The following is a 17663-nucleotide window of genomic DNA, read 5'->3' on the forward strand; positions in this document are numbered from 1 at the left end:
TCATCGGCTCCTTTTTGTCAGTGTTGGCGGCGAAGGACAAAGCAGGGCAGGGGAGCGGTGTCGCTCCAGTTGGCAAACTCACAGATCAGCACGGTGTAATCTTTGAGCGGCAGAGCGCGGAAAAAATCCAGTGCCGCCTGCTTTTCGCTGCTGCCGATCACCTTGCCGCTGTACAGCACGGCAGCCAGGACACCGCCCGGTTTCAGCGCTTCCAGCCCGGCGCGCAGCGCCGGAAGGGTGGACCCCGCTGTCGAATGGATTGCGTGGTCCGCGCCGGGCAGCCATCCGAAATTGAACATCACACAATCGGCACTGCCGGGCGGGGCAAACCGCAGCAGTTCCCGGTGATCGCAGCAGACGGCCCGGCCGATGCCGGACATGCCGTTGTCGTGCAGCAGGGCATTGGTGGCGTCCACCGCCTGCTGCTGAATGTCCAGCCCGATCACCCGGCCGTGCGCTCCGGCCAGCCCGCACAGGAACAGCGTGTCGTGTCCGTTGCCGCAGGTTGCGTCGAGATACAGCCCGCCGGACGGCAGGGAATCCCGCAGAAACCGGTGGCTCAGTTCCACCGCGGTCAGGTCGGGAACCCGCCGCCGGCACAGCGCATCCCCCTGGACCGTGAACCCGAATTTTTGTGCCAGCGCCAGGGCTGCCGCATCGTCCGGACGGGGCAGCGGCGCATAGAACAGCGACGGTGCCGCCCGGTCATATCCGCCGTTGCGGCGCAGCAGCTCCTTGAGCAGAAAACTGCCGTATCCGTGCCGCCGCCACCGGGGATCAATCGCCAGCCCGGTGATCCGATCGCCGGCAAGGACCGCCTGTCCGATGACGGTCCGCTCCTTGAAGAGGATATACCGCCCGCCGTCACACTGTACTTCCATCCGGGATGCTCCTTTCCTGACAGGATTTGTTCTGATTGTACGTCAGGGGGCGTACAATGTCAACGAAAAAGCCGATGGATTTTCACATTTCTTTCACGGCGGCGAGAAACTGTTTTCACAATTGACGGTTATACTGTAGTCACAAGGTTGAAAGAAACCTGGAAACACCGCGGAGCGGCCCCCAAGCGTTCCGGGATGCGCATGAAAAAGGAGAAGATAGTATGAGTGAATACGATTATTCGGGTCTGTATCAGAACGGCCCGCAAAATCATAATGACCAGAATGGTCAGAACGGCCAGACCGCAGGTCAGCCGCAGGCCAACACCGCACCGCAGGCTTCCCAGAACGAGGGCGGTTATCCCAACGTAGGCAGCAGCGGCGCCAACACCGCCAACACGGCACGGACCGATTATTCCGGCGTGCCGGGGGATGCACAGGCCGCTTCCGGCAGCAGTGCCAACGCGGGTGCCGCGCCGCAGCAGACCGGCACCGTTCACAATTATAACGGATACAGCTATTCCAGCGCACCGCAGCAGCCCCAGGAGCCGCCGCGCAAGAAGAAGGGCAACGCCAAGAAGGTATTGCTCCGCGTGGTGGCCGGCGTCGGCGTTGTGGTTCTGGGCTTCGGCGGCGGCCTGGCCGGCACCGTGGTAGCCAGCCGCACCGGCCTGATGGGCAATCAGGTGGTTGTGCAGACCGTCGACCGCAGCGGAGAGGCGGATTCCGTCAATCAGGGCAGTGCGTCGGGTTCTACGCTGTCCATTCAGGATGTCGCGGCGATCGTCCAGCCCAGCGTGGTGGCCATCACCACCGAGCAGATGGTCAGCTCCAACATCTGGTTTGGCAGCTATGTGCAGAGCGGCGCTGGTTCCGGCGTTGTGATCTCTCAGGATGGTTACATCCTGACCTGTGCGCATGTCGTGGAAGGCGCCAGCAACATCAAGGTCCAGATGTCCGATAACACCGAGTACACCGCCACGCTGGTCGGCTCGGATTCCACTTCGGATATTGCTGTCATCAAGGTGGAGGCCACCGGCCTCACGCCGGCCGTCATCGGCGACAGCGACAAGCTGGCCGTCGGTGAAGTCAGCATTGCCGTCGGCAACCCGCTCGGTACGCTGGGCGGCACGGTGACCGACGGCATCATCAGCGCCGTGAACCGTCAGGTCCAGGTTGAGAACAACGATATGAACCTGATCCAGACCAGTGCTTCCATCAACCCCGGCAACTCGGGCGGCGGCCTGTTCAATGCCAACGGCGAGCTGATCGGCATTGTCAACGCCAAGAGCGGCGCCGATGAGGCGGAAGGCCTCGGCTTCGCAATCCCCATCAACTCCGCAATGAGCACGGCCAAGGAACTGATCGAGAACGGTTACGTCAAGCGCCCGGTGCTGGGCATCACGGTCCGTGAAATCACCGATGCCACCACCGCCATGCAGTACGGCGTCAGCAACTACGGCGTCTACATCTTCCAGGTCAGCACCGGCAGCGGTGCCGAGAAGGCTGGTCTGAAAGCGGGCGACCGCATCGTCTCGATCGATGATGTCGCGGTGTCCTCCTCCAGCGATGTGATCCAGTATTGCCAGAGCAAGCAGGTCGGCGATACCGTCACGCTGCAGATTGAACGCGACGGCAAGATTGCCAGCTATCAGGTGGTCCTGGGCGAGAGCACGCAGACGCAGTGATCGCGTTTTGATACAAAAAAGGGAAGGCAGTTTGACTGCCTTCCCTTTTTTTGCTGTCATGACAAGGTTTGAAAACCGTCGGATCAGAATCCGTGCAGTTCAATGAGCTTGCGGCCCATCAGCACACCCATGACCGATGCCATCATCAGGCCGCGGGTCCAGCCGGACGAATCGCCCAGACAGTGCAGACCCGCAATGTTGGTCTCCAGATCGGTGTCCATCCGGACCTTGTTGGAGTAGAATTTCAGCTCAGGGCTGTACAGCAGCGTTTCCGGTGCCGCAAAGCCGGGCGCCACATGGTCCACCATCCGGATGAATTCAATGATGCTCACCATCGCGCGGTAGGGCATGGCGGCGGTGATGTCGCCGGCCACGGCGTCCCGCAGTGTCGGGCGGACGTTGGAGCGGGCAAGCTCCTTGGCCCAGGTGCGCTTGCCGTCCAGAATATCGCCGTAGCGCTGCACCAGGATGTGCCCGGCACCCAGCATGTTGGTCAGCTCGCCGACCTTCTGGGCGTAGGCGATGGGCTGGTTGAACGGCTCGGTGAAGTTGTGGCTGACCAGAATGGCCAGGTTGGTGTTGCCGGATTTCAGATCCTTGTAGCTGTGCCCGTTGACAACGGCCAGGTCATTGTCATAGTTTTCCTGGGCCACAAAGCCGCCCGGATTCTGGCAGAAGGTGCGGACCTTGTTCTTCCAGGGGTTCGGATAGCCGATCAGCTTGCCCTCATACAGCACCTTGTTGATGGTCTCCATCACTTCGTTGCGGCACTCCACGCGCACACCGATGTCCACGGTGCCGGGTTTGTGGGCAATGTTGTGCTCAGCGCAGAGCTTTTCCAGCCAGTCTGCGCCGCGCCGCCCGGTGGCAATCACGACCTGGTCGGCATGCAGTTCGGTGCGTTCCCCGTTGCGGTTGAGAATCACGCCCTTGCAGACATTGTCTTCCAGCAGAATGTTCTCACATTCGGTCTCGAAGAGCATCTCAATGCCCTGATCCAGCAGATAGTTCTGGATGTTCAGATAGAGCTGCTGGGCCTTCTCGGTCCCCAGGTGACGGATCGGGCAATCCACCAGCTGCAGACCGGCCTGGATGGCACGGCGGCGGATTTCCTTGATTTCGGTTCCCTCATAGACGCCCTCCACATGGGGATCGGCGCCGAACTCCAGATAAATCTTGTCGGTGTAGTCGATGAGCTGCTGGGCAAATTCCTCCCCGATCAGCTCGGGCAGTTCGCCGCCCACCTGGTAGGACAGGGACAGCTTGCCGTCCGAAAACGCACCGGCGCCGGAAAATCCGGTCGTGATGGAACAGGTGGGCTTGCAGTTGACGCAGTGGCCGGTCTTGTCCTTGGGGCAATGGCGCTTTTCCACCGGCTTGCCCTTCTCAATCAGGCAGATCTTCAGTGCATGGGGATCGGCGCTTTTGCGCAGCAGTTCAAGCGCCGTAAAGATACCGGCCGGGCCGGCTCCGACGATAATCAGGTCGTACTTCATGGGGGTTCTCCTTCATCAATATGGGATCAGAATAGGACAGCGGGGAATAAAACCCCGCAAAAAGACCCCGGCGATCGCTCGTGAGATACCCTTGCGGGAATATCTCCCGGGCGGCCGCACGGGGCCGCTCCTTACGGGAACAAAACCTTCAGTTCAAAGGAAGTTCGGAACTTTCTCCGTCTGTCGGTGCAGGGGACGGATCGGACGAAGAGGTTGCCTCCTCCGGTGCCGTGTCCGCTTCCTTGCCGGATGCCTGCTCCGCCAGGGCGGCGGCAACGCGGTCCAGCGCATGGAATTCCATTGCGGTGTACATCGTGCAGCACAGACTTACAATGCCCTCTGCCAGCAGAAAAATACCGGAGAGCATCACAAGGTCCACATGCCGGCGGTTGAGCAGCGGCGAGGCACAGAGCAGTAGCCCGAATCCCAGCGATACCAGCGCCAGCAGCAGGATGACCCATGCCTTCTGGCCCTTGGCCCGTGCCAGGGCACGCCCGGCCTGGAACCGCATCAACGCGCTTGCCAGGATCAGTACCGCGAAGAGCGGCGGCAGGAAACTGCCGGAGGAAAGGGGATCGGGACGCAGCAGCCACAGAATCCCGAAGAGCAGCAGCGCCAGACCGGAGAACATCCGGCCGGTCTCCGAAACACCGGGGGATTCTGTGCGCAGATACCCTGCAATGTGGATCACACCGCCTGCGGCCAGAAAAAAGCCCAGACAGGAAAAGAGCAGACGGGCCATCTGCTGGGGCAGCAGCAGAACGAGCAGTCCCAGCAGAATACAGCCTACGTTGTAGGCGAGCAGACCCGGTCGAACATGGCGCAGCATCACAGCGCCTCCTTTGGAACGGAAGAAAGCCTCACACAGCCACAGCTTCTGCAGCTTTCGGGGCATTCATCATCGGTTTGAGAATTTCGCGATAGATCTTGATGGTAAAGATCGTGCAGACGGTCAGCGAGAACAGCTCGGCGATCGGGAAACTCCACCAGACCATGTTGACATTGCCGGACAGGCTCAGCAGCCAGGCCACGGGAATCAGGACGACCAGCTGACGGATCAGACTGGCGCACAGCGCCATCAGGCCCTTGCCGAGCGCCTGGAAGGTTGCCGTCATGACAATGTCGAGCCCGGCCAGAATGAAGTGGATCGAGATGATGCGAAGCGCCATGGCACCCATCGCCAGCATGTCATCGCTGGCATTGAAGACGCTGAGCAGCAGACCGGGGATGAACTGCGCCAGCAGGAAACCGATGAAGGTGATGCAGGTCGCGGTGATGCCGGCCAGCTTGAAGACCCTGATGATCCGTTCAGGCTTGTGGGCGCCGTAGTTGTAACTCACGATGGGCACCATGCCGTTGTTCAGTCCGAAAACCGGCATCAGCACAAAGCTCTGCAGCTTGAAATAAACGCCGAACACCGCCACGGCCGTGCTGGAGAAGGCGATCAGGATGCTGTTCATCAGGAAGGTCATCACACTGCCGATGGCGCTCAGCGCGATGGACGGGACGCCGACCGTGTAAATCCGCGCCACGGTGCGCCGGGACGGACGGAAGTTCTTCAGGTGGAACTGTACGTCCTTGTTCCAGACCAGGTTCATCACGATGCCGCAGCAGGCGCCGATCCACTGGCCCATGACGGTGGCAATGGCTGCACCGGCGGCATCCATCCTGGGCGCGCCGAACAGACCGAAAATGAAGATCGGGTCAAAGATGATGTTGATCACGGCGCCGATCAGCTGGCTGAACATCGCGAAGGAAGTCCGACCGGTGGCAGCCAGGATCTTTTCCAGCATGCACTGGACAAACAAACCCAGACCCCAGACACAGCAGACCGTCAGATAGTCCACACCGTACTTCAGAATCAGCGGATCGGAAGTCTGGGATTCCATGAAGGGCCGGACCCCGAACAGACCGAAAAGGATAAAGACCACGGCCGTGCAGATGGAAAGCACAATGCCGTTGGCCGCAGCGCGGTTGGATTCCGCCTGGTTTCCCTCGCCCAGGGACCGGGAAAGATGGGCATTCACGCCGACACCGGTACCCACCGCAAAGGCGATCATCAGGTTCTGAAGGGGAAATGCCAGCGAGACGGCCGAGAGGGCGGCCTCATTGATGTGACTGACAAAGATGCTGTCGACCACATTGTACAGAGCCTGTACCAGCATCGAAATCATCATCGGCACCGAACAGGACAACAGCAGGGGACCGACCGGTGCCGTGCCCATCCGGGCCGCGGAAATGTCGTGAGATTTCCTCATGAACGATTGGCGGCCTCCATCGCTTTTGCAGCCTGCACAATCAGCTGGGCGCAGGCTTCGCGGCCAAGAGCAGCGTTCAGGCACAGGTCGTAGTTCTTGGCTTCGCCCCAGCGATTCTCGGTGTAGTAATTGTAATAGCTCGCACGGGCACGGTCATGCTTGGCCAGGGTGGTTTCCCACATACGGTCGGGCATATCCTTGGCGTCGGGACGCACCTTGGCATTCTCGACACGCAGGTTCAGCGGTGCATACACGAAGGTGCGCAGCACATTGGGGCGGTCACGCAGGACGTAGTCGCCGCAGCGGCCCAGAATGACACAGGAACTCTTGGAAGCAACTTCCTTGATGACGTTGGACTGCAGAATGTACACCTGGTCAGCCAGAGGCATGGTGTTGCCCATCATGTACAGGCTGTAGATCAGGCTTCCGCTGCGCTGCGTCTCGCTGGCAGCAATGGCTTCCTCCGTCAGACCGCTCTTCTTGGCGGCGATGGTGATCAGTTCCTTGTTGTACAGAGGAACTCCCAGAAGTTCCGCCACCCGCTGGGCAATCTCACTGCCGCCGGAAGCGTATTCACGAGCCATTGTAATTACCATAGGTTCCATAATTCCACCTCGCATTCAATCTTCAGGAATACAGCGGCCCCGGTGGCCGCAATAGTCCTACTATAGTTAGTATAAACGGAAAATACCGAAAACGCAAGTACAACAATTATACAAAAAGCACAAGCGGAAGTTGTCAAAATAGCGGCGGACCCGGTGTTGGGGATTCCGTTTGCCGAAAATTGTCTGCGGCTGAATAAAACCCCGGAGGATGTGTCACACTAGGAGCAACACAAAACTTACGCGGAAAAGGACGGGGGAAGATGAACAGCATCAAAGCATTTTTGAAACAGAAAGGTCTGTACCTGCTTTGCCTGGCACTGGTGTTCGCCGCAACGATCACCGGCGTGGCGGCGATCCGCAGCGTGGTCCGGGGCGTGGGAGAACTGACCGAAGCCAAACAGAGAGCACTGGAGGAGGGAACCGCATGGGATACACCCGATGCAGCCGTGAACAAGGAGGCGCAGGACGTCCCGGTGGAGACACCGCAGCCCTCGTCAATGCCGTCAGCCTCGTCCTCTGCATCGGGGTCGTCGTCTTCGGCGTCGCAAGGATCTGGCGCGAATTCCGGCGTGACCGCGCCCTCTGCCGCCTCATCCGATTCGTCGGCCGCGGCATCGGCGGCTGTCTCGGGCGGTGAACTCACGGCTCCTTTCAGCGGGGATGAACTGGTCTACAACAAGACGCTGGGCGACTGGCGCACCCACAACGGCGCCGACTACGCCGCCGAGGCCGGAAAAACCGTCATGGCCGTCCGCAGCGGCACCGTGACGGCGGTGCTCGAGGATGCCGTCTGGGGCGGCATCGTGGAGATCACCGATGCGCAGGATCGTGTCTGGCGCTACTGCGGTCTGACAGACCCGCAGGTCACGGAAAAGCAGTCCGTCCGCGCCGGCGCCGATCTGGGGACGCTGTCCGGCGTACCGGCCGAAGCGCAGGAGGGCACGCATCTGCATCTCGAATGTCTGGATGCCGAGGGCGGTTATCTGGACCCCGAGACCCAGTCCGACTCATAAAAAATGGCTCCGCACCAGAGCGCAGGCTCTGTGCGGGGCCATTTTGTCGGATTTTTTCAGGAACGGTATTTTCTGACAGCGAGCATCCGCATGGCGTTGAGAACCGCCAGGATCATGACGCCCACGTCCGCAAAGACGGCCCACCACATGTTGGCGATGCCGAACGCACTCAGGATCAGGCAGAGGGCCTTGACGCCCAGCGCAAACACGATGTTTTCATACACGATCCGCATACACTTGCGGGCAATGCCCATGGCCAGCCCGATTTTGGCGGGATCGTCGTCCATCAGCACGACATCGGCGGCCTCGATGGCGGCGTCGCTGCCCATCGCGCCCATCGCGATGCCCACATCGGCCCGCATCAGGACCGGCGCGTCGTTGATGCCGTCTCCCACAAAGGCCAGATTGTCCTGCGGGTTCTTGTCGGCCAGCAGACGTTCCACCTGGGCAACCTTGTCGCCGGGCAGCAGCTGGGCATGGTAGGCATCCAGCCCCAGCGTGCGGCTCACGTCGGCGGCCACCGCCTCGGTATCGCCGGTCAGCATGACCGTCCGGATGCCGTGCGACTTGAGAGCCGAGACCGCCTCGGCGGCGTGCTCCTTGATGCGGTCGGCGATCAGGATGGAGCCCAGAAAGACCCCGTCACGCGCCACATAGACCACGGTGCCGACGCCGTCATCCGGCACCCACGGGATGCCGGACTCCTGCATCAGACGGGCGCTGCCGGCCAGAACGACCTTGCCGTCCACCATCGTGCGGACGCCCCGCCCGGAAATCTCCTGGGCATCGGAGGCACGCCGGGGATCGGCGGTGCCGCAGGCTTCGCGCAGGCTCCGGCTGATCGGATGACTCGAAAAACTCTCCGCCAGAGCGGCCTGTTCCAGCACTTCCTGCTCGGCAACGCCCCCGGCGGGACGGATGCGGGCCACCGCAAAGCTGCCCTCGGTCAGGGTGCCGGTCTTGTCAAACACAACGGTGCGGGTGTGGGCCAGCGCTTCCAGATAGTTGCCGCCCTTGACCAGGATACCGCACCGGGAGGCCCCGCCGATGCCGCCGAAAAAGCTCAGCGGGATGCTGATGACCAGCGCACAGGGACAGCTGATGACCAGGAAGGTCAGGGCACGCTTGATCCAGACCGGGAAGGTGGCGACGCCCAGCGCCAGCGGGGGAACGATGGCCAGCACCAGCGCCGCCGCACAGACGGCCGGCGTGTAGTAGCGGGCGAACTTGGTGATGAAGTTTTCGGCACGGGCCTTTTTCAGGCTGGAATTCTCCACCATGTCCAGAATGCGGGCCACGGTGGATTCGTCGTACAGCTTGGTCGTGCGCAGACGCAGCAGTCCTTCGCCGTTGACACAGCCGCTGATGATCTCATCGCCGGTACGCACGGTGCGGGGACGGCTCTCGCCGGTCAGGGCCGCGGTGTTGAGCGTGCTCTCGCCGCCGATCACCACGCCGTCAATGGGAACCTTTTCGCCGGGCCGGACCACCAGCACCGACCCCACCGGCACCTCATCGGGATCGACGGTGCGGACCGCGCCGCCTTCCTCCTCCAGGTTGGCACTGTCCGGACGGATGTCCATCAGGGCGCTGATGCTCTGCCGGCTCTTGCCGACGGCATAGCTCTGGAACAGTTCGCCGACCTGGTAGAACAGCATGACGGCCACCGCCTCGCTGTATTCGCCCAGCGCCAGCGCACCCAGGGTGGCAACGCACATCAGAAAGTTTTCGTCAAAGACTTCGCCGTGAATCACACCCAGCACGGCTTTGCGCAGAACATCGTAGCCGATCAGCAGATAGGGAATCAGGTACAGCACCGCCAGACCGGTAACCTCACTGACCGGAATGGCCGCCGCATACAGCACCGCCGATGCCAGGATGCGGTACAGCATTTTTTTCTGCTTCTTCGTCATGAGTCCATCCTCACCTTTCCCCGAAGATTACAGCTCAATCTCAAAATCCGGTTCAATGCGCTTGGCGGTCTTGACGACGGACTTGATGACCTCGTCAAACTGATCATCGGCGATGTCCAGCACCATCTTCTGGGTCATGAAACTGACCGTGGCACGGTTGACGCCGGGCAGCTTGCCCACGGCATCCTCAATCTTGGCGGCACAGTTGGCGCAGTCCACTTCAATCTTGAATTTCTTCTGCATGACAATACACTCCTTTGTTGATCGGTCCCGGCCGGATTCACTCTTCCATGTGTTCCATGCCGAGCGCTATGATGCTGCGTACATGATCGTCGTCCAGCGAATAAAAGACGGCCTTGCCTTCCCGCCGGAACTTGACCAGCTTGCTCGCCTTGAGCAGCCGGAGCTGGTGACTGACCGAACTCTGTGAAAGCCCAAGCACCTTGGCCAGATCCCCCACACAGAGTTCGCTTTCCAGCAGGGCATAGAGGATCTTGATGCGGGTGGAATCCCCGAAAACCCGGAACAGCTCCGCCAGATCGCAGAGCAGTTCGTCATCGGGCAGGTTTTCCTGCAGGCGGGCCACCATCTCGGGCCGTCCGCTGCAATCCGGCTCGCAGACCGGAACAGCCGGCATGACCGGCACCGTCCCGCCGTCTGCGGCCATCCGCGGGGGAGAGTGTGACATGGCAATCATCCTTTCATATGAACATCTGCTCATTTGTTATTATAGTAGTACGCCGCAGAAGGTTTGTCAATGGGCAAACGCAAAAAATCCGCACAAAAATAAAAAACCTGCGGCAGGCCGGACAGACCGGATGCCGCAGGGCAGAAGTTATTCGTCGTCCCGGTGTTCCCAGGTACGTTCGCTGATGATATAGCGCGGGCGGGCTTTGGTCTCCATATAGATCTTGCCGATATACTCGCCCAGGACGCCCAGGCAGATCAGCTGCACGCCCGAGAGGAAGCAGATGATGCTGGTCGTGCTGGCCCAGCCCGAGACCGTGGCGCCGAGGATGGCTTCCACAACGGCCCAGATCACGCCCACAAAGCTGATCAGGGCCACCAGCACGCCGAATCCCGTGATGAACCGGATGGGCTTGACCGAAAGGCTCGTGATGCCGTCAAAGGCGAGGGCAAGCATCTTGGAGAGCGGATAATGGCTCTCGCCGGCGATGCGCTCGTGACGTTCGTAGGCGACGCTTGTGGACTTGAAGCCGACCAGCGGGACCATGCCGCGCAGGAAGAGGTTGACCTCATGGAAGTTGGCAAACTCCCGCAGGGCACGGGCGCTCATCAGACGGTAATCCGCATGGTTGAAGACAACCTCGGCGCCCATGAAATTGAGCAGCTTGTAGAAGCTCTCCGCCGTGAAGCGCTTGAAGAAGGTATCGGTGTCGCGCTTGGAACGCACGCCGTACACGATCTCGCAGCCCTCCTCACGGTAGGCGTCCACCATCTTGTCCATCGCGTTGATGTCATCCTGACCGTCGCAGTCGATGGAGATGGTGATGTCGCACTTGTCCCGTGCCTCCATCAGGCCGGCCAGCACGGCGTTCTGATGCCCGCGGTTGCGGCTCTGGCTGATGCCCAGGTAATGGGGATCGGACGCCGCCAGATCGCAGATGATCTGCCAGGTGTTATCCTTGGACCCGTCGTTGACAAAGAGGATGCGGCTCTCGCCGCTGATCTTGCCGGCGGCGGTCAGGTCGTTGATCTTCTTCAGGAACATCTTGCTGGTGATGGGCAGGACCTCCTGCTCATTGTAGCAGGGGATGACGATGTACAGAATGGGAGTCTTTCTCACGTTACAGCACCTCTTTTTGCACTTTCTTGCGGCGATTTCCCAGCAGCAGATAAGCGGCGGAAGCCCCCAGGCTCACCACGCTCACCCAGATGCCGGCCCACAGCGGGGTGGGGGAGTAATCAAAGCGGATGCAGTTGGTGCCCGCCTTGACGGCAACGGCCATCAGGCCGCTGGTATTCAAGATCTCGACCGGTTCGCCGTTGACGGTGGCATGCCAGCTTTTGTCATACGGCACACTGAAAAAGGCGTACTGATCCCGGTCGGTGGTGATCTCGGAATAAAAATAATCGGTGCCGTACTCGAACACCTGACTGCAGGCTTCGCGGCGTTTGTCAAGATCGGTCTGCTTGTTTTGCTGTACACATTCCCCGTCCACGGCGGGATCGTAGGGCCGCAGCACGTCCGCAACGGCGGAAACCTGATCATCGGGAACGATGATCGCCTTCAGCAGCGCGTAACCCCGCGCCGACGGGTCGATCTGTTCCAGCTCGCTGCGGGTCATATAGGTGTCATAGCAGAAGCCGATGGGCAGTGCGCTGTCCGATTCATAGACCCGGATCTGTTCGTGTCCGTTGCTGTAGGTGGTGTAGAGCGGATCGGGCCAGATGTCGTTGCGCACGTAGTATTTGACCGACAGCAGCTCGTTGGTGCCGTCCGGCCCTTCGGGGCTGATCGCGTGGCGTTCCTCCCCGAGCGTCGAGTACAGCTCGAAGATGGAGCTGCTCAGCGTGCTCAGAAAGCTGTTCCGCTCGGGCAGATAGGCCGCCATGCCGCGGTTGGAATAGTGTTCCCAGAAATGATACCGGTAGGGCAGGGCATCGCTCAGCCCGTCGCCGGTGTGAACCACATCGTAATAGATTTCATCGGGTCCCAGCCCGATGGTCCGCGAGTAGGCCGCCCGGTAGGTGAACAGGGTGAAGCCGGTGGTGACGGCGGCAAAGACTGCGGTGCAGGCGGTCAGCCCGGCGGCCAGACGGCGGCCCCGCAGCCGGCCCAGGGCGATCCAGAGCAGCACCACGCCGGCTGCGGCAATCAGCGTCAGGACAGCCAGCCATTTGGCGTGGAAGATCTGGTCCGGGTGCAGCAGCAGATACCCTGTAATGGCGGCAATCGCAGCCAGGGAAATTCCGCAGCCGATCCGCCACGGATAGGCGGACGGTTCCTCCAGCACCCGGATGGTGGCCAGGACCAGGAAAAAGACCGCCATATAGTACCAGCGGCGGTAGGGTTCGGTGGTCATCATGACAAAGACGCCGTTGAGGTACGGGCAGGCGGCAATCAGCACACAGCTGTACAGCAGCAGGCAGAGCCAGTCCCGGCGGCGCCGGATCAGATAGGCGATCACGAGGCAGACGCCCACCATCGGCAGATAGGCCGCGATGGAATACCAGTTGTCGTGCATGCCGGCCGAGAAATTGAACATGTTCTCAGCCGGGAAGAACAGCGCGCGCAGCATCTGCAGATAGTTGGGCCAGTCAAAGAAGAGCGAATCGCCGAGTTTCAGATGGTCCGAAACGCGGGGGTTGCTCAGCACGCTGGCAATGCTCGGGATGAACAGGATGCCCGCGATCCCGACGCCCAGCACACCGCAGACAAAGCAGTGCAGGATTCTGCGCAGATGCTCCGCCGGGGATTTGTCCTTCCAGCCGCAGAGCAAGAACCGGATGCAGTAGTACAGCACCAGGAACAGCACTTCGCCCACAAAGAAATAGTAGTTGAGCAGACAGTTCAGTGCAACGGCAAAGAGGAAGGGGGCCTTTTTGCCCTCCTGCTCCAGCTTGTCCAGCCCGAGCACCAGAAGCGGGAAAAAGGCAATGACATCATGGAAGTGGTAAAACACCAGGTTGATGCAGGAAAAACCGGAGAACGCATAGAGGATGGACCCGATCAGCGCGTTGCTCGGACGGACTTCACGCCGGAACCAGCAGAAGGAGGTCAGTCCCGCCACGGCATACTTGAGCATGTAGATCCAGCCCACCAGATACGGGAACGCCCCGGCGGGGAACAGCAGACTCAGCCAGAAAAAGGGACTTCCCAGCGTGTAAAAGCTGTACGAGGAGACAAAGTCCGAGCCGATATCGGTCCGCCAGTTCCAGAGCACTTCGCCGCTCTTGATGGCATTGTTGCACAGCATGTTGTAGGAGAGCTGTTCGGCGTCAAAGTCGGCCGCGATGGTCAGAAACCCGCCGTCCCGGATCAGGTAAGGCAGAATACTGACCGCCGCAATGGCGAAATTGAGCCCGAAAGCGAGCAGCAGCCACTGCCGCGATGTGCGGGGCGTGATTTTTTGCAGAAACTTTTGCATTCCCAAACCTCTCGTTGCTGGGTAACCCGCACACGGGCGGGATGGCGGATCAGCCCGCCGTATTGTTCAGGTCGATGCCGCGGGTGGGTTTGTCGGCCCGGTTGTTGAGGGTGGCATTGTGCCGGCCGCTCAGGCTCTCGATGGCCCAGTCGGTGCTGCCCATCATCGTGTTGTCAAAGATATCGTTCATAAAGGCATCCTCGCCCAGGAACACGCCGGCAAAATGGCCGCCGCTGATCGTGTTGCGTGCGATGATGTTTTCATAGCAGGGGGTAAAGTCCAGACCCTGGACCTCCTCGTCGGCGTTCAGATCGGTGCTGAGTTCCACCCCGAAGAAGTAGAACTTTTCCCCCGCGCCGAGGTTGTTGTCGGTGATTTCGTTGCAGAGGATCGTGTTGCAGAAGGCCGACCGCACCGCCTTGATGCCGGAACCGTAGTTGTCCAGAATCAGGTTGTGGTACAGGGTGTTGTAGGCGGCGTTGTCCAGCGAGATGCCGGGCAGCTTGGCGGGCGAGGACCCGTCCTCCTCACGGCCCAGATCCAGCACAAAATCCGCTTCCAGATCCTCGTCGCTCATCCGGTTGCGCCCGCCGTTCTGGCGGATGACGTTGTTGGCAACATAGTTGCCGAAGGAGCCGTAATCGAGGCACATGCCCTCTTTTTCATTCTTGTAGACGGTGTTTTCCACATAATAGTTGAGATAACCGCTCTCCGAATAGATGCCGGAGGAATGGTTCTGCGACACCGTGTTGTCCCGCACCACGAGGCAGTGGGGGGAATCCTGAATGTCATAGAGCATCTCGTCCGGGAAGGGATTGTATGCGGTCTCGATGTCCTCGATGGGCATCGAGCAGAACACCAGCCCGGCGGTCAGGTTGCGGGCGCCGGAGTTGTCCACAATCCGGTTGCCCTCGATGATCCCGTAGCCGATGTCACCGTTCAGAAAGACGCCGCCGTTGCCGTTGCCGGACACCTCGTTGCGCAGCAGAGCAAAGCGGGAATTCTCCCCCATGATCGTGATGGCCTTGAGGGAGGTACCGGTGATCTCGTTGTCGGTCAGCGCATAGAAAGAGGAATTCTTCACATAGATGCCGTAATTGCATCCGCCCGAGATGACCAGCCCGGTCACCGCCGTGTCGGAGGCGCCGTCCAGCACGATGGCCTTGTTCAGCACCTCGGCGCCGGGCTGCAGCTCGACGCCGTTGCCGTGCAGAACGGTGCCGGAGGGAACCGTGACGGTCTCATCCATCTGCAAAGCGGGGGAGAGCACCTCCACCACGCTGCCGGCATGCTCATCCAGGAAGTCGGCCAGCTCGCCGGTGGTGCTGCCCGAGAAGGCGGCGGTCTCGCCGGTGGCCGTCAGGACCGGCTCCAGTGAGGTCCTGACGGAATTGTACAGGTCTTTCCAGTTGGCCTCCGGCGTTTCAAAGGTCTCGGGACTGATGCCCAGGGCCTGGATACGCTGCAATGCCTGCAGCGGGGCAGCCAGTTCGGCGGTGTCCGTCTCGTTCATCCGCTCGAGTGCCGGCAGCGCGTAGCGCTCCGACAGACTCTGCCGGTCGCTGTCCAGCACTTCGAGGTACTGGGTGGCATTCTCATCGGTGAAGTCCACAACATGGAGTGCGGATTCATCAAAGACGGTGCCCAGCGGTTCCTGGGTCGGTACCGGCGTCGCCTTGGGCGCCAGCGAGACAATGACATGCGGGGCAGGGGACAGCAGATACCCCGCCGTTCCGATGACGGTGGCGGCGGCGACCCCTGCCAGGATCAGTAGGATTTTGTTGGGTTTGCGGTTTGGCATCATGTGCGGTTCCTCCCGGACGATGACCGGGACTCAGTCTTCAAGCCCCAGGTAGTGTTTCCAGAACGAAAGATTCTGCAGTTCGCCGCAGCGGTCATGATAGCTTGCGGCCGCCGCATCAAAGCGGGCGTCGATCTCTTTCAGGCAGGCCTTGAGCTCCCGGCGGCAGCGGTGATACTCTTCCAGGCTGCGCTCGGTGATGAAGGCTTTCTGGGTGTTGACGTCATAGTTGACGATCTTCTTGACACGGTAAGCGCTGTAAGCGGTCATGTTGACCATGCTCACCATCGCGTATTCGCGGGTGGGCGGCACCAGCCAGCCGTTGCGGGTCAGCTTGACCTTGAGCTGCTTGTTCTCAGTCAGCGTGGCAGGCTCTTCCTGCACCGTGTAGCGATACCGGGAGTAGTCGAAGGGCAGATCCAGCTTTTCAACCGGAACGGACTTGTAGCCGTAGGCCATGATCTCCTTGTGCAGCGCTTCGGCATCCACCTGCTTGAGCCAGTCGATGCCCTTCAGGAAGTCCCGCACACCGCGGATCAGCAGGTCGGCATTGCGGTAGCGGTAGCGGTTGACCTCGCCCATGACCTGGGCCCGCAGATCGGCCTTGAGGGACGCGGCGTTGTATTCGGGATAGTGCAGGCTGTTGTCAATGCACTGGTTGCGCAGGATATAATAGTACATCGAGGAAGAATACTTGCTCTCGAACGGTTCGTGCCAGACACAGATGCCGTTGAGGGTGGCGAGCTGCCGGCAGTTGCGCAGCCCGTACTCGACGTCGTCGCCGCGGATGAAGATGGGCATCGGCAGGTTGTCCGGCCGGATGACCTGGATCGGAATGCAGCAGTACCACCAGGCGTTGTACTCGTGGGCTTCAATCAGCTCGTTGGCCACACAGAAATCTGCATCGCTCAGGTTGAAGTTTGCCTTGTGACTGATCAGCTGACCGGCATTCCAGACGGCGCCGCACTCCACCTGCTGCCAGGGACGGTCCAGCCGCAGCATAGCGCCGCCGACGAACAGCTGTTCGTAACCGGGCCGGCGCAGCCGCAGCAGGTTGTAGGTGCGGACCAGCACTTCGGTGTCCAGCACAATGTCATCGTCCATCACCAGCACATGGGTGATCCCGGCGCCGGCCTCGTTGGCCTTGAGCACCTCGATCATGCCGCGGGTGAAGCCGCCGGCGCCGCCCAGGTTGGCGTTGGCCACCACATGGACGGTGTCGGAATTGAGCGCCGCGCGGTCCAGCGTCTTGCCGTTGTCCGAGACGAACACTTCCAGATGGCCGTGCATCGGGGACGCAGGGTTGTCCAGGATGGCGCGGCGGATGCGCGCAATGTTGCCCATCACAAAGGGCTCGCGCTTGAAGGTGCAGATATCCAGCCCGATCTTGACGTTCTGCTCCTCGCCGGCCTCGCAGGTCCAGCGGCCGCCGTAGTACCGGGCATCGTCGCGCAGTGCCTGCAGCTCAAAATACAGCATGCCGCCCGCATTGGCCGGGAAGGCAAAGCGGAAGCTCTGCTCTGCCTCGCAGTCCACGACGGTCTCTTCCAGCACGGTCGGCACACTGATGTCATTGACCAGCTGGCGGCTGCACAGCCGGACGCGCAGACGGCCGGACAGCTGCAGTTCCAGACCGAAGTCGTGGGCCGTCGTGTAGAGGCGCCACTTGTCGGAGCTCAGGCTGTTGAAATAGGTGTCAAAGGCCACCTGGGACCCCGCCGAGAGGACCAGCACATCCCCCTCCTCGCGGAACGCCGCGGGAACGGGCAGATAATCGCTCTGGCGCATACCGGCACGGTGAAGATTCGGACCGATCCGGTAATACAGCGTTTCTTCGGTGCAGATGCCGACGCGCGGCCATAAAAGTTTTTGCAGTTCCATCAGATCGTAACCTCGTAA

At 60.7% G+C, this 17663-nt stretch carries 14 protein-coding genes; 2 read left to right on the forward strand and 12 right to left on the reverse strand.

The genetic code is table 11. The features are described from left to right. Nucleotides 1–17 precede the first annotated feature (17 nt). The gene (gene mnmM / locus U0L91_RS02130) at nucleotides 18–881 is read right to left on the reverse strand and encodes a tRNA 5-(aminomethyl)-2-thiouridylate-methyltransferase MnmM (RefSeq protein ID WP_330044491.1); all 864 of its coding nucleotides are present in this window, start codon (nucleotides 879–881) and stop codon (nucleotides 18–20) included. 221 nt (nucleotides 882–1102) lie between these two features. On the opposite strand from mnmM, the gene U0L91_RS02135 reads away from it, so the two are divergent. After that, a complete protein-coding gene (locus U0L91_RS02135) occupies nucleotides 1103–2566 on the forward strand; it encodes a S1C family serine protease (protein ID WP_330044494.1) in 1464 nt (487 codons plus the stop codon). Nucleotides 2567–2649: 83 nt separating this feature from the next. Here the strand turns inward: U0L91_RS02135 and U0L91_RS02140 are convergent, their stop codons facing one another. The 4 genes from U0L91_RS02140 to U0L91_RS02155 all read right to left on the reverse strand — a co-directional run bounded on the left by U0L91_RS02140 (nucleotide 2650) and on the right by U0L91_RS02155 (nucleotide 6925). After that, nucleotides 2650–4062: an NAD(P)/FAD-dependent oxidoreductase gene (locus U0L91_RS02140; protein WP_330044496.1), complete on the reverse strand. Its 1413-nt coding sequence runs from the start codon at nucleotides 4060–4062 to the stop codon at nucleotides 2650–2652. A gap of 148 nt (nucleotides 4063–4210) precedes the next feature. Next, entirely contained in the window at nucleotides 4211–4891 is a 681-nt protein-coding gene (locus U0L91_RS02145; protein WP_330044498.1) for a DUF308 domain-containing protein, read from the reverse strand. A 31-nt stretch (nucleotides 4892–4922) separates the two neighbouring features. After that, entirely contained in the window at nucleotides 4923–6320 is a 1398-nt protein-coding gene (locus tag U0L91_RS02150) for an MATE family efflux transporter (RefSeq protein WP_330044500.1), read from the reverse strand. Then, entirely contained in the window at nucleotides 6317–6925 is a 609-nt protein-coding gene (locus U0L91_RS02155) for a cytidylate kinase-like family protein (protein ID WP_330044502.1), read from the reverse strand. The genes U0L91_RS02150 and U0L91_RS02155 overlap by 4 nt, the downstream gene beginning before the upstream one ends. A gap of 260 nt (nucleotides 6926–7185) precedes the next feature. Between U0L91_RS02155 and U0L91_RS02160 the strand changes: the two genes are divergently transcribed. Continuing rightward, a complete protein-coding gene (locus U0L91_RS02160; RefSeq protein WP_330044503.1) occupies nucleotides 7186–7938 on the forward strand; it encodes a M23 family metallopeptidase in 753 nt (250 codons plus the stop codon). A 56-nt stretch (nucleotides 7939–7994) separates the two neighbouring features. On the opposite strand, the gene U0L91_RS02165 is transcribed toward U0L91_RS02160, so the two are convergent. From U0L91_RS02165 to U0L91_RS02195, 7 genes are all read right to left on the reverse strand, one after another. Next, entirely contained in the window at nucleotides 7995–9851 is a 1857-nt protein-coding gene (locus U0L91_RS02165; RefSeq protein WP_330044504.1) for a heavy metal translocating P-type ATPase, read from the reverse strand. A gap of 27 nt (nucleotides 9852–9878) precedes the next feature. Beyond that, the gene (locus U0L91_RS02170) at nucleotides 9879–10094 is read right to left on the reverse strand and encodes a cation transporter (protein ID WP_330044506.1); all 216 of its coding nucleotides are present in this window, start codon (nucleotides 10092–10094) and stop codon (nucleotides 9879–9881) included. Between the two features lie 37 nt (nucleotides 10095–10131). Further along, nucleotides 10132–10440, reverse strand: a complete 309-nt coding sequence (locus U0L91_RS02175; RefSeq protein WP_330044728.1) for an ArsR/SmtB family transcription factor — start codon at nucleotides 10438–10440, stop codon at nucleotides 10132–10134. Between the two features lie 246 nt (nucleotides 10441–10686). Beyond that, complete coding sequence (locus U0L91_RS02180; RefSeq protein ID WP_330044508.1) at nucleotides 10687–11658, reverse strand: glycosyltransferase family 2 protein; 972 nt, start codon at nucleotides 11656–11658, stop codon at nucleotides 10687–10689. Nucleotide 11659: 1 nt separating this feature from the next. Beyond that, nucleotides 11660–13963 carry a YfhO family protein gene (locus U0L91_RS02185; RefSeq protein WP_330044510.1) on the reverse strand — a complete coding sequence of 768 codons (2304 nt, stop codon included), beginning with the start codon at nucleotides 13961–13963 and terminating at the stop codon, nucleotides 11660–11662. A gap of 49 nt (nucleotides 13964–14012) precedes the next feature. Next, nucleotides 14013–15767 carry a right-handed parallel beta-helix repeat-containing protein gene (locus U0L91_RS02190; protein WP_330044512.1) on the reverse strand — a complete coding sequence of 585 codons (1755 nt, stop codon included), beginning with the start codon at nucleotides 15765–15767 and terminating at the stop codon, nucleotides 14013–14015. A gap of 30 nt (nucleotides 15768–15797) precedes the next feature. Next, nucleotides 15798–17645, reverse strand: a complete 1848-nt coding sequence (locus tag U0L91_RS02195) for a glycosyltransferase (RefSeq protein WP_330044513.1) — start codon at nucleotides 17643–17645, stop codon at nucleotides 15798–15800. Nucleotides 17646–17663 lie beyond the last annotated feature (18 nt).

Source organism: Gemmiger sp. (assembly GCF_036306485.1).
GTDB lineage: Bacteria > Bacillota > Clostridia > Oscillospirales > Ruminococcaceae > Gemmiger.